This is a genomic window from Methylobacterium terrae (genome assembly GCF_003173755.1).
Classification (GTDB): Bacteria; Pseudomonadota; Alphaproteobacteria; order Rhizobiales; family Beijerinckiaceae; genus Methylobacterium; species Methylobacterium terrae.
The window spans coordinates 2,321,422-2,334,228 of sequence record NZ_CP029553.1; the positions used below are offsets into that span (position 1 = coordinate 2,321,422).

10 protein-coding genes and 1 pseudogene are annotated in these 12,807 nt (G+C 73.3%); 5 read left to right on the top strand and 6 right to left on the bottom strand.

The genetic code is table 11. The annotated features are described in order from the left end of the window. Positions 1-4: 4 nt before the first annotated feature. The 3 genes and pseudogenes from DK419_RS10415 to DK419_RS10430 all read right to left on the bottom strand — a co-directional run bounded on the left by DK419_RS10415 (position 5) and on the right by DK419_RS10430 (position 5,091). Positions 5-3,453: pseudogene (locus DK419_RS10415) on the bottom strand (chromosome segregation SMC family protein). A gap of 285 nt (positions 3,454-3,738) precedes the next feature. Next, entirely contained in the window at positions 3,739-4,398 is a 660-nt protein-coding gene (locus DK419_RS10425) for a DsbA family protein (protein WP_109959018.1), read from the bottom strand. A 204-nt stretch (positions 4,399-4,602) separates the two neighbouring features. Beyond that, a complete protein-coding gene (locus DK419_RS10430; protein ID WP_109959019.1) occupies positions 4,603-5,091 on the bottom strand; it encodes a DUF721 domain-containing protein in 489 nt (162 codons plus the stop codon). A gap of 187 nt (positions 5,092-5,278) precedes the next feature. Here DK419_RS10430 and mutY point away from each other — a divergent pair, with 187 nt between their 5' ends. Beyond that, positions 5,279-6,511 carry an A/G-specific adenine glycosylase gene (gene mutY, locus DK419_RS10435; RefSeq protein WP_109959020.1) on the top strand — a complete coding sequence of 411 codons (1,233 nt, stop codon included), beginning with the start codon at positions 5,279-5,281 and terminating at the stop codon, positions 6,509-6,511. 130 nt (positions 6,512-6,641) lie between these two features. Then, on the top strand, positions 6,642-7,109 hold the full coding sequence (locus DK419_RS10440; RefSeq protein WP_109959021.1) for a hypothetical protein: 468 nt from the start codon (positions 6,642-6,644) through the stop codon (positions 7,107-7,109). 63 nt (positions 7,110-7,172) lie between these two features. Here DK419_RS10440 and DK419_RS10445 read toward each other — a convergent pair whose 3' ends face one another. Together DK419_RS10445 and DK419_RS10450 are read right to left on the bottom strand one after the other, a co-directional pair. Continuing rightward, positions 7,173-7,760, bottom strand: a complete 588-nt coding sequence (locus DK419_RS10445) for a hypothetical protein (RefSeq protein WP_109959022.1) — start codon at positions 7,758-7,760, stop codon at positions 7,173-7,175. A gap of 176 nt (positions 7,761-7,936) precedes the next feature. Next, positions 7,937-9,127, bottom strand: coding sequence for a site-specific DNA-methyltransferase (locus DK419_RS10450; RefSeq protein WP_109959023.1), 1,191 nt, complete (start codon positions 9,125-9,127; stop codon positions 7,937-7,939). A 783-nt stretch (positions 9,128-9,910) separates the two neighbouring features. On the opposite strand from DK419_RS10450, the gene DK419_RS10455 reads away from it, so the two are divergent. From DK419_RS10455 to DK419_RS10465, 3 genes are all read left to right on the top strand, one after another. Next, positions 9,911-10,201, top strand: coding sequence for a septal ring lytic transglycosylase RlpA family protein (locus DK419_RS10455; protein ID WP_109962232.1), 291 nt, complete (start codon positions 9,911-9,913; stop codon positions 10,199-10,201). 71 nt (positions 10,202-10,272) lie between these two features. Further along, positions 10,273-10,587 (top strand): polyhydroxyalkanoic acid system family protein, encoded by a 315-nt coding sequence (locus DK419_RS10460; protein ID WP_109962233.1) that lies wholly within the window; start codon positions 10,273-10,275, stop codon positions 10,585-10,587. A 65-nt stretch (positions 10,588-10,652) separates the two neighbouring features. After that, positions 10,653-10,859 (top strand): hypothetical protein, encoded by a 207-nt coding sequence (locus DK419_RS10465; protein WP_109959024.1) that lies wholly within the window; start codon positions 10,653-10,655, stop codon positions 10,857-10,859. A 99-nt stretch (positions 10,860-10,958) separates the two neighbouring features. Here the strand turns inward: DK419_RS10465 and DK419_RS10470 are convergent, their stop codons facing one another. Continuing rightward, positions 10,959-12,791, bottom strand: coding sequence for a gamma-glutamyltransferase family protein (locus DK419_RS10470; RefSeq protein WP_109959025.1), 1,833 nt, complete (start codon positions 12,789-12,791; stop codon positions 10,959-10,961). Positions 12,792-12,807 lie beyond the last annotated feature (16 nt).

Consider the following 12,807-nt stretch of genomic DNA (forward strand, 5'->3'; position numbering starts at 1 on the left):
GCGGTCAAACCGTCTCGGCCAGCCGCTCGGCGGTCGCGAGATCGACCGAGACGAGCTGCGACACGCCCCGCTCGGCCATGGTCACGCCGAACAGACGGTCCATCCGCGCCATGGTGATCGGGTTGTGGGTGATGACGATGAAGCGGGTGTCGGTGTCGCGCGCCATCGCCGAGAGCAGGTCGCAGTAGCGCTCGACGTTGGCGTCGTCGAGGGGCGCGTCGACCTCGTCGAGGACGCAGACCGGCGACGGGTTGGTGAGGAACACCGCGAAGATCAGGGCGGTCGCCGTGAGCGCCTGCTCTCCCCCTGACAGCAGGGTCATCGTCTGCGGCTTCTTGCCCGGCGGCCGGGCCAGGATGTCGAGGCCGGCTTCCAGGGGATCGTCCGAATCGACGAGCGTCAGTTCCGCGGTGCCGCCGTTGAACAGGGTGGTGAACAGCCGCTCGAAATGCCCGTTCACCGCCGTGAAGGCGGCGAGCAGGCGCTCGCGCCCCTCGCGGTTGAGGCTCTGGATCGCGCCGCGCAGGCGCCGGATCGCCTCGATCAGCTCGTCGCGCTCAGCACCCAGCTCGTCCCGCCGCCCTTCGGTCTCGCGCAGTTCCTCCTCGGCCCGCAGGTTCACGGCGCCGAGCCGGTCGCGGTCTGCCTTGAGCGCGGCGGCCCTCGCCTCGACCGAGGTCACGTCCGGCAGGGGATCGCCGGGCGTCGCTCCGGCGAGGGCATGGAGGCCTTCCGGCGTCGTCTCGAGGGTGTCGGCGATGGCGCGCACGACCTCGGCGAGGCGCCGCTCCAGCGCCTCGTGGGCGGCCGCCGCCGCGCCCCGCGTCTCGCGGGCGCCCGCGAAGGCGTCGAGGGCCCGGCGCGCCCGCTCCTCGGCCTCGGCCAGCGTCCTCTCTCCGGCGGCCAGGCGCCCGCCGGCCCGCGCGCGGGCCGCGCCGGCCTCCTCGGTCGCCGCGTCCAGCCGGCGGCGCTCCTCGGCGTAGGTCTCCGGCGCCTCGGCCAGCTCGGCCTGCTCCTCCTCGGCCGCCGCCAGGCGGTCCCCGAGTTCCTCCAGCACGGCATCGGCCCGCTCGGCCCGCTCCTGCCAGCGCGCCCGGTCGGCGTTGAGCGCCGCGCGGCGGGAAGCGGCCTCCTCGGCGGCGCGGGCGAGCGCGAGCCGCGCGGCCCGGGCCTCGGCGGCGGCGAGCCTGTGCGCCTCGGCCTCGCGGCGGGCGGCCTCGACGCGGGCGCTCAGGTCCTCGGGCTCGTCGAGGGCGGCCAGCGCCTCCTCCGCCGCCTCGGCCGGGCCGCCGCCTCCTCGGCGTCGGCGGCGACGCGATCCCGCGCCTCGGCGAGGGCGGCCCGGCGGGCGGCGGCCTCGGCCTCCCGGCGCTCGGCATGGGTCAGGGTCTCGCGGGCGCCGTCGAGGGTGCGCCGGGCGAGGCGCGCGCCCTCGACGGCGCGCAGCTCCGCGGCGGCGGCCTCCCGGGCCCGGGCCTGGAGGGCCTCGTAGGTCTCCCGCGCCGTTTCCGCCTGCTCCCGGGCGAGGGCGGCCGCCTCGTGCAGCGTCTCCAGCCGGTTGCGCTCGGAGAGCCGTCGCGCCGCCGGACGCGGCGCCTCCGCGGCGGCGGTGAAGCCGTCCCAGCGGAAGAGGTCGCCGCGCTGCGTGACGAGGCGCTGGCCCGGCTGCAGCCGGGCGCGCAGGGCGACCGCCTCGTCCTGAGCCACCACCCCGACCTGGCGCAGGCGGCGGGCGAGGGCCGGCGCGCCGGAGACCAGCGTGGCGAGCGGCCGGGCGCCGTCCGGCAGGGCCGGATCGGTGCCGGGATCGGGGGTGAGCGCCCAGTGGGTCGGGGCTTCCGGGTCGGTCGCGGCCTCGAGGTCGTCGCCGAGGGCCGCCGCCAGGGCGGCCTCGTAGCCCGGCGCGACGGCGAGCGCGTCGAGGACCGGGGGAAAGCGCGCCTCCGCCGCCGGCGCCACCAGGCGGGCGAGGGTGCGGGCCTCGGTGTCGAGCCGTGCGGCCTCGCGCTCCGCCGCCGCCAGGACCGGCCGGCCCCGCGCCTCCGCCTCGCGCGCCTCGGCGACGGCATCGCGGGCGGCGCTCGCCTCCGCCTCGGCGCCCTCGGCCGCCTCCTTGGCCTCGTCGTAGGCCTCCCGCAGGGCGGCGAGCCGCTCGGTCTCGCCCCCGCCGGCAGCGCTCGCCTCCCGGGCGAGGCGGGCCTGCTCGGCGGCGAGCCGCCCGGCCCGGGCGCGCTCGTCGGCGGCCGCGCGGACCAGGGTGGCGCGCCGTGCGGCGTCCTCGGCCTGCGCACCTTGCGCGGCGGAGAGCGCCGTCTCGGCGGCCGCGAGGCGGGCATCGGCCGCGGCGGCGAGCGCGTCGGCCTCCTCCCGGGCCGCTTGTCCCTCCTCGGCGTCGCTCAGCGCCGCCGCCTCGCCGTCGAGGCGCTCCAGGGTGGTGCGCGCATCGTCCCGCGAGGCGGCCTCGCGGGCCAGGTCCCGGCGCAGGTCGGCGATCCGGCGGCCGAGGTCGCGCAGGCGCTCGACGCTGCGGCGCTCCTGCGCCTCGAGCTGCGCCGCCGCCAGGGTCAGGCGCTGCAACTCCTCGGCAGCAATGGCTTGCGCCTCGCGCAGGCGCGGCAGGGCGGCGGCGGCCAACCCTTGCGCGGTCGCCGATTCGACCTGCTCTGCCTGCGCCGCCGCCAGCCGGTCGAGGGCCTGGGCGAGCGCGCCCTGCGCCGCCATCACCTCGCGGCGGGCATTCGTGTGGCCGATGAGCAGCAGCAGCGCCTCGTGCCGGCGGATCTCGGCGGCGATCGCCCGGTAGCGCTGGGCCGAGCGGGCCTGGCGGCGCAGCGAATCGACGCCCGCGGTGATCGCCGTCAGCACGTCCTCGACGCGGGCGAGGTTGTCCTCCGCCGCCCGCAGCCGCAACTCGGCCTCGTGCCGGCGGGCATGCAGCCCGCCGATGCCGGCGGCGTCCTCCAGGATGCGGCGGCGCGCCTGGGGCTTGGCCGCGATCAGCTCCGCCACCTGGCCCTGGCGCACCATGGCGGGGGAGCGCGCGCCGGTCGCGGCGTCGGCGAACATCAGCTGCACGTCCCGCGCCCGGACCTCGCGGCCGTTGACCCGGTAGGTCGAGCCGGCGCCCCGGTCGATGCGGCGCGACACTTCCAGCGCGTCGGCGGCGTTGAAGGCGGCGGGCGCGGTGCGGGCGCTGTTGTCGAGCGCCAGCGTCACCTCGGCGTGCGAGCGCCCGGCCCGCCCGCCGGAGCCCGAGAAGATCACGTCGTCCATGCCGGAGGCCCGCATGCTCTTGTGCGAGCTCTCCCCCATCACCCAGCGCAGGGCCTCGACGAGGTTCGACTTGCCGCAGCCGTTCGGCCCGATCACCCCGGTCAGCCCGGGCTCGATCAGGAACTCGCTCGGCTCGACGAAGGTCTTGAAGCCGACGATGCGCAGGCGCGTGAATTTCATGAGGGGGCGCGGTGCGCGGGTCGTGTGGGTTGCCTCTCCCCGCGGGCGGGGAGAGGGCTGTGTTCCCGTTCAGGGAACGCAGCGAGGCGGCAGCCGACGGTGAGGGGGAGTGTCCGGAGGAGCCTCATCCGGAAACACCTCCTCACCCTCGCCCTGCGGGCTTGCTGCGCCGACGACGAGGTCGCCGCAGCCCTCTCCCCGCCCGCGGGGAGAGGGGGAGGCCCGTGTCCTACTTGAACTCGCGTGAATGCATGGTCGTGGGAGGAGGACGCAGACGCCCCGCCCTCACGCCCCGACGATCGGCTTGATCACCTTCTCCATGCCCTCGATCGTCATCTCGCCCTGGTACTTCTGGCCGTTGATGAAGAAGGTCGGCGTGGCGTTGACCTTGAAGGTCGTCATCGCCTTCTCCTTCACGGCGTTGACCGCGTCGTAGAGCTTCTGGTCCTTCAGGGTCGCCTCGAACTTCTCCTTCGAGAAGCCGGCCTGGCGCATCATCTGCTCGAGGGCGTCGAGGGGCTTCGGCACGAAGGCCCAGTTCGGCTGCTGGTCGAACAGCATGTCGGTGATCGGGTAGTAGCGCGCCGCGTTGTCGGCCCGGGCCAGCATGAAGGCCGCGGTGGCGAGGGGGTCGAGGGGGAACTCGCGCAGGGTGAAGCGCACCTTGCCGGTATCGATCCAGCGCTCCTTGAGCTTCGGCCACGTCTCCTTGTGGAAGGCGGCGCAGTGCGAGCAGGTCATCGAGGCGTACTCGATGACGGTGCAGCGGGCGTTGTCGGGCCCGAGCCAGACGTCGCCGAGGGGGCCGGGCTGCATCAGGCCGTCGACCACCGGACCTTGGGCCAAGGCCGCCTGGCTGAAGGCGGAGAACGGCAGGGCCGGGGCGAGCAGGGCCGCGCCGAGGGCCGAGCCGGTGAGTGTCAGGGCCTCGCGACGGGTGAGCATGGCAGGCGTCCTCGTGAGCGGTTGCGGAGGGTCCGCATTCGTCAGTGCGGTAGAATCCCGGCCGCCTCGTGGCAAGCAGCCGGCGCATCAACAGCCCGCGACGCTTCCGCTTCGCTGGTGCCGTCGCATGCCGCGACGGCGTCCGGCGCATGGGCGCCGGCGCCCGCCCCGTCGGGCTCGCGGCCGACGCGCGGGCCGTCGCGCTCAGCGCGCGCGCTGCGCGCCCAGGACCGCGAGGCCGAGCCGGTCGAGGGCGTCGCGGAGCGCTGCCTCGCTCACCGTGGAGACGGCCAGCGCGACCTCGCCCCGGCGCACCGGGTCGAGGGGCGGGGGGGCGGCCTTGCGGCGCTGGGCCTGGGCGACCCGGTCCTGGCGCATGCGGATCTTGCCGACGCAGGCCCAGCCGTAATGGCGGTTGATGCGCTCGATCACCAGCGGCACCAGGTGCTGGAGTTCGAGGGCGAAGGCGCCCTCGACCCGTACCGTCAGGGTGCCGGGCTCCGGCCGCTGCTCGCGCGATGCCCCGCGCCGGCGCGGCCATTCGAGCTTCTCCGGCTGGCAGGCCTTCGCGAGGCGCTCGCCGACGATCTCGGCCCAAGAGGCCAGGATGTCGGTCGAGGCGAAGCCCTGGGCCGCGAAGACGGGGCCGAGGGACCGCTCGATCAGCTCGCTCAAGGGTTTGGGCCGCGCCATCGCCCGTCCGTCCTGAAGAATCGCCGTGTCCGGCGTGAAGCCCCGACAGGTAGAGCCTCCGCGTGAGGGAATGCTTAACCCTCGCACCCCGCGCCCGCCAGGACGATCCGCCCGGCCCGGTTGTCCGCGATCACGGCCCGCGAAATCCCGCTCCCGCCGCCGCGGAAAACCGGGTAAGGCGGACCGCATGGTAGCGCCCGCCGCGTCGCACTCAAGGCCGGATGCCGCCGACCTCCTGGTCTGGTACGACCGCCATCGCCGCGCGCTGCCCTGGCGCGCGCTGCCCGGCGTCGCGCCCGATCCGTACCGGGTCTGGCTGTCCGAGATCATGCTGCAGCAGACCACCGTCGCTGCGGTGAAGCCCTACTTCGCCCGCTTCCTGGAGCGCTTCCCGACGATCGAGGCCCTGGCGGCGGCCCCGGAAGAAGCCGTGATGGGAGCCTGGGCGGGGTTGGGCTACTATTCCCGCGCCCGCAACCTGCATGCCTGCGCGCGTGCGGTGGCGGAGGCCGGCCGCTTTCCCGACACGGTGGAGGGCCTGAGGAAGCTGCCCGGCATCGGCGCCTACACGGCCGGCGCCATCGCGGCGATCGCCTTCGACCGGCCGGCGGCGGCGGTGGACGGCAACGTCGAGCGGGTGGTGTCGCGCCTCTACGCGATCGAGACCCCGATCCCGGCCTCGCGCCCCGAGATCCGCCGCCTCGCGGAAAGCCTGGTGCCGCAAGAGCGCCCGGGCGACTTCGCGCAAGCCGTGATGGACCTCGGCGCCACGCTCTGCACCCCGAAGCGGCCGGCCTGCGCGCTCTGCCCCTGGATGCAGCCCTGCCGCGCCCGGGCCGAGGGCCTGCAGGAGACCTTTCCGCGTAAGGTGAAGAAGGTGGCGGGCGCGCTCCGCCGCGGCGCCGCCTTCGTGGTGCTGCGGGCCGGCGACGACGCCCTGCTGCTGCGCACCCGGCCGCCGGAAGGCCTCCTCGGCTCGATGGCCGAGCCGCCGACGAGCGAGTGGCGGGCCGATTACGACCCCGCGCAGGCCCTCCTCGACGCCCCCCTCGACGCGCGCTGGAAGCGGCTGCCCGGGATCGTGCGCCACGTCTTCACGCATTTCCCGCTCGAACTGACGGTCTTCCTCGCCCGGGTCGGCGCCGGCACGCCGGCGCCGGAGGGCATGCGCTTCACGCCCCGCGCCGGCCTCGAGGCCGAGCCGCTGCCCGGGGCGATGAAGAAGGTGCTGGCCCACGCCCTGGAGCAGAAGCTGGCGGCGCCCCCGCCCGCGCCGCGTCCTCCGCCGGAGCCCGACCTCGCGACGCTCCCCGAGCCCGAGCCGACGCCGCGGCGGGCGCCGCTGCCGAAGGTGCTGTCGCGCCGCCCGGCCTCGGCCGCCCCGGTGGTCAGGGCGCGAGATCGGCCGAAGACGCGGTGAAGCGGTATCCGGTGGTGGGGCGTCAGCGCCACGCCCCGGCCCTGGTGCCGGCTCCGCGAACTTGCTCTACCTCGTGGCTCGCGTGGCGCTCGCGCGGCGCGGACACCGTACGAGAGGGAGATCGCCACCGATGCTGAAGCTTGTCGCGACGATCGCGTTCGTCCTGTCGGCGACGGCCGCGCAGGCGGTCGAGTACCGCTGGACCGACGGCTTCGGGCAAGGGACCCTGGAGGCGAAGATCGTCAGCCGGTCCAAGGACGAATTGCTCATCTATTGCGGGTCGGGCCAGGAGGCGCGCCCGGTCGGGATGTTCTTCACGATCGGCGGCAAGCAGTACCGCAGGAGTGAGAGGACGTACGTCCAGTTCGTGGTCGATGGAAAGAACCACCCCTTCGAGTTCGCCGAGACCCGCTACGATGCGTCCGGACGGGGATTCTACGGCAACTTGTCGCGGTTCGTCGCCGCTCTCGCTCGATCGAAATCGCAGACGTTCCTCTTCGAAGTTCCGGAAGAGAACATCTCGCGATCCCTGTCCCTGTTGAATGCCGCCGACGCCCTCGGCCGGTCGCCCGATTCCATCATCGACGGTTGCAAGTAGGAGGGCGAGGCGCCGGCACCGGGGTTCCGCGATCGGTCCCCGCCGTGCCGGCGCCGGTGTCGTTCAGGCGCCGGCGGCGAGCCAGTTCTTGAAGCGGCGGGCGAAGTCGTGGGCCGTGCGGTCGAACAGGTCGTCCATGCCGCCGGCGGTGAGCGCGCCGTCCACCACCACGCCGAGCACACCCTGGCCTGCGATCTGCATACCGTAGTCGCCGGAATAGACCGTCAGAACGGCGCCGGTGCGGGCATCGACGATCTCGATGGTCGCGCGAATCGTCGGATGGCCGCTTCCGATGACGCGGAGCACCGCGGAAGGGATGTCGACCCGGAGCAGGGTGACGACGAGGCGGGTCGGCCGCGTGCCCTCGGGCCGGGAGGCCAGCGCTCGCTCCAGGGCCGTCTCAAGGCGCTGCCCCGCCCTGTCGCGGATGGCGGCCCGAGCCTCCGGCGTCTGCACCAGCGCCGGATTGGTCAGCGACAGGTTGCGGCTGCGCAGATATTCGTCCTCGCCCTCGCTCCAGTTGAGCGTGGCGCCGGCGGTGCGCACCTCGATCCCGGTGAAACGCAGCTGCGCCGTATCGGCCAGTGACAGGCGGTTCGGCGCCACGGTATTGCACGCGGCCACGCACAGGCTCGCCACCACGGCGAGCACCCACGACCATCGACCCATCGTCGGACCCTGCTCCCTTCTCGCGCCGCCTCGCGCGGTCGCGGAGAACAAGAAGTTTCTGACGTTGGGTCAATCGGCAAGCGAAGTGTGTCGCACGTGTTGATCCGAGACGCGCCCGTGGCCGGCAGGCCACGGGTGCGTCCCGGCAACTCCGCCGGTCAGGCGGCCGAGCCCATCCCGGCCCGCATCGTGCCGCGGAAGTCGTCGATGCAGACGAGGCGTCCGCCGCGCTCGGCGTGCCAGAAGGTCCAGCCGTTGCAGGCCGGCAGGCCCTGGACGAGGGCGCCGATCTTGTGGATCGAGCCCGAGGCGGGGCCGACGCCCAGCGTGCCGTCCGGGCGGACCAGGGCCTTGTGGCGCCGCCGCTCGTCGGTGAGCGTCTCGCCGGCCCGGACGTGGCCGGCCTCGAGCAGGCTCAAGAAAGGCACCCGCGGCTCGGCGCGCTTCGTCGGTGCGGTGAGGAGGGCGGCGCGCGACAGGGGCTCGATGCCGGCGATGCGCTCGCGGGCGGCCGCCGCATAGGCCGGCTCCTGCTCGATGCCGATGAAGTGCCGGCCCAGCCGCTTGGCGACCGCGCCGGTGGTGCCGGTGCCGAAGAACGGGTCGAGCACCACGTCGCCGGGATTGGACGACGACAGGATGGTGCGGGCCAGCAGCGCCTCGGGCTTCTGGGTCGGGTGCAGTTTCCGCCCGTCGTCGCCCTTCAGCCGCTCGTCGCCGGTGCAGAGCGGGATAAACCAGTCCGAGCGCATCTGCAGGTCGTCGTTGCCGCCCTTCAGCGCCTCGTAATGGAAGGTGTAGCCCTTCTGCTCGCTGCGCGAGGCCCAGATCAGGGTCTCGTGGGCGTTGGTGAAGCGCTTGCCGCGGAAGTTCGGCATCGGGTTGGCCTTGCGCCACACGATGTCGTTCAGGATCCAGAAACCAAGATCCTGCAACGCGCTCCCGACGCGGAAGATGTTGTGGTACGACCCGATCACCCAGAGGGTGGCGGTCGGCTTCATCACCCGGCGGCAGGCGGAAAGCCAAGCGCGGGTGAAGGTGTCGTAGGCCTCGAAGCTGGCGAACTGATCCCAGTCGTCGTCGACGGCGTCGACGGTGCTCTGGTCCGGGCGAAGCAGGGCGCCGGCACCGAGCTGGAGGTTGTAGGGCGGATCCGCGAAGACCAGGTCGACGCTGGCCGGCGGCAGCCGCTCGAGGGCGGTGAGGCAATCCCCGAGGATGACCTCGTCCAGGGGAAGGCGCTGTGCGGGGGTAACGAGACCCATCCGCGGCGCCGACACCACTCGCCCGGTACGCGAGACTTGATTCCGGGCGGCGGTGCCGGCGACCGCGGTACGCGGGGAAGCCATGGCAAACACCGGTTACGCGACTGACCACCAGACATTGCGGCGGCTACGGTAAAGGTCACGTTTCCCGCAGACACGGATTGCGTCTCGAAATGGGGCTGCACTTCTTGCCTAGTCGTCGGGCGGGCGGGAAAATCCGTTAACGAACGGCTACGGATCGCGGGTGCGATGGGCCTTCATCGTTCCATGGTCGCCGTCGCGGGCATCCGCCCCCAGGGCAACGCCGCCTCCGTAGATACCCCCCTTACCCCCGTCCTGCCGGCTTGCCGCGCCCTCTGAACGAGGACCCGGCCCTCTCCCCGCCCGCGGGAAGAGGGAGGTTCCCGCGCTTCACCCTTTCCCCGGGCGGCCTTGCGCGAAAGCGGGGAGGGGAGGACCGCGCGAACCCCCGCCACAGCGTCAACGCCCCGCTCCGACATAGGCCCCCTCGGGCCCGTCGGCCGGCCCCCGCCGCATCTCGCGAATGCTGAAAACCCCGAGTGCAGCCGCTCGCCGCCGCAAGTCGCCAGTAAGATTTCGACCTGCCCGATGACTTGCAAGATCAATCCTTAACGATCTGCAAGATATCGGACAGGATTGCGGCACGATCTGCCGCAAATCGGGTGGTCATATTTTTGTCCTGTTTGGTCTCGATTGGCTGTGTCGTCAGCAACCACCAAGGACAGTGGAATGAACAGCGCCAAGCCTGCGCAGCGGTCGATCGCGGCCAAGATCCCGGCCAAGATCCCGGCTCCCGTCACGGCGCTCCTCGGTGGGCTCGCCCTCGCGGGGTTCGGGAGCCTCGCGATGGTGTCGACGGCGCAGGCGCAGAGCGGCAAGGCCTCCTGGTACGCGTCCGGCCACCGCACCGCGAGCGGCGAGCGCTTCAACCCGAACGGCCTCACCGCGGCGCATCGCAGCCTGCCCTTCGGCACCCGGGTGCGGGTGACGAACGAGTCCAACGGCCGCTCGGTGGTGGTGCGGATCAACGACCGCGGGCCGTTCGCCCATGGCCGCATCATCGACCTCGCCCGCGGTGCGGGTCGGGCGATCGGCATGAACGGCGTCGCCCGGGTCGCCGTGGCGGTGGTGGACTGATCGGCGCGAGCGGCGTTGCCGTTGGGCGACGCCTCCCCACATCAGGCTCATCGTGCGAGCGGAGCGTGATGATGGCAAAGCCCCTGGTTGTCGTGATTCCCCATCAGCTCGGCCGGGCCGAGGCCCGCCGCCGGCTCGAGAACGGGATCGGCCAGGCCAAGGAGATGCTGCAGAAGGCGGGTCTCAGCATGGCCGACGCGACCTGGACCGGCGACCGGCTCTCGTTCCTCGTCGCCGCCATGAACCAGCGGGTCGACGGCGACATCGACGTCGAGGACGACGCGGTCCGGGTCGAGGTGCGGATGCCGCTCCTGCTCTCGATCTTCGCCCACAAGATCCAGCAGATCGTCAGCCAGAACGGCACCAAGCTGCTGACCAAGGGGTAGGCCCGACGCTGCGGAACCGCGGCCGGGCGCCCCGGTTTGGATTCGACGGAAGAGAGGAGCGCTCGATGTCGAATCCCGGCCCGATCCCGGACCAGCCCTACGATCCCGTACCGCCCACCCCCGGCCCCGACACGCCGAGCCCCGGCGCGCCCGACATGCCGAGCGAGGCCCCGGGCGACCGGCCGGTCGAGATCCCGGTGAACGATCCGGGCAATTCCCCGGCGGTCACCCCCGACCCCTCGCCGACCGGCCCCGCCAACCCGACGATGTGAGGGCGAGGGCAGCATCCGGTCGCACCGTGACCGATGCTGCTCCCGGTCTCCTCCGCTGCGTGTTCCGCCGAACCGGAGGACGGTTCGGCGGAACACGGGTCACCGCCCCGCGGCGTAGCCCTGCATGCCGCGGGGATTGGCGGCGGCCCTGAGGCGGCGCCCGTCGCGACTCGCCGCCGTCAGGCGCCCCTCCGACCAGTCCGACCCGATCTCGACGACGTGGCCGCGCCGGCGCAACTCGGCGATCGTGCCTGCGCTGATCCGGTTCTCCACCACGACCACGCCCGGCCGCGCGGTGCGGGGCCAGAACGACGACGGGAAGTGCTCGGTGTGCCAGGCCGGCGCGTCGATCGCCGCCTGCAGGTTCATGCCGGCATGGACGTGGCGCAGGAAAAATTGCGGGATCCACTGGTCCTGCTGGTCGCCGCCCGGCGAACCCCAGGCGAGGTAGGGCTGGCCGTCGCGAAGGGCCATGGTCGGCGACAGGGTCGAGCGCGGGCGCTTGCCGGGCGCGAGCGCCGCCGGATGGGCCTCGTCGAGCACGAACATCTGCGCCCGCGTGCCGAGGCAGAAGCCGAGGGCCGGGATCACCGGCGAGGATTGCAGCCAGCCGCCGGACGGCGTCGCGGCGATCATGTTGCCGTGCCGGTCGATGATGTCGAAATGCACGGTGTCGCCCCGCACGACGCCGGAGCGGGCGTCGTCCGGCGGGACGGTCGCCTCGATCTTGCCCACCGTCGGCTCCCCGGCGCCGGACGCGCCCACCGCCGTGCGGGCGCCGCTGCTCACCCGGGCGTCGAGCGCCTTGCCGAAACCCGGGATCGTGCCCGGCCGCTGTTCCAGCGAGGCGGTGTCGCCGACGAGCGCGCGGCGCTCGGCGTTGTAGGCGTCCGACAGCAGGGTCTCCACCGGCACGGCGACGAAGGCGGGATCGCCGTAGAACGTGTCGCGGTCGGCAAAGGCCAGCTTGGCGCACTCGACCTGGAGGTGGATGAAGTCGGGCCCGGCCGGATCGAGACGGTCGAGGTCGAAGCCCTTGAGAAGGGCGAGCTGCTGCAGGGTCGCCAGCCCCTGCGTCCAGGGGCCCGCCTTCAGCACGGTGTAGCGGCCGTACTCGTACCCGACCGGGGCCTCGACGCTCGCCTGCCAGGCCGCCATGTCGGCCCCGGTGAGGAGGCCGCGGTGGGGCGTCCCCGTCACGTCCATCACCGGCTCGCCCCGGCAGAAGGCGTCGATCGCCTCGGCGACGAAGCCCTGCGACCAGATCCGGCGGGCGCGCTCGATCTCCTGCTCGCGCGTGCCGCCGGCGGCCTCGCGCACGATGCGGGCATAGGTCTCGGCGAGAGCCGGATTGGTGAACAGCGTGCCGGGAGCGGGCACCCCGCCGTCCTTGAGGTAGGTCGCCGCCGAGCTCGGCCAGTGCTCGCGGAACAGCCCCTCGACGGTGGCGATGGTGGCCGAGACCCGCTCGACCAGCGGGAAGCCGTCGCGGGCGTACCCGATCGCCGCCTCCAGCACGTCGGCGAGCCGCCAGGTGCCGTGGTCGCGCAGGATCAGCATGTAGGCGTCGAAGGTGCCGGGCACGCACGGCGCCAGGAGCCCGGTGCCCGGCACGAGGTCGAGCCCGAGATCGTCGCGCAGATGCGCGATGGTGGCGGCCTGCGGCGCCGGGCCCTGCCCGCACACCACCTGCGGGTGCCCGACCCGGACGTCGTGCAGGATCACCGGCACGTCGCCGCCCGGCCCGTTGAGGTGCGGCTCGACCACCTGCAGCACGAAGGCGGTGGCGACCCCGGCATCGAAGGCGTTGCCGCCCCGCTCCAGCACGCCCATGCCGACCGCGGTGGCGATCCAGTGGGTCGAGGCCACGACCCCGAAGGTGCCGTCGATCTCGGGGCGCGTGGTGAAGGGGTCGGGGGTGACGAAGCTCATCGGAGGTCCTCTTCCG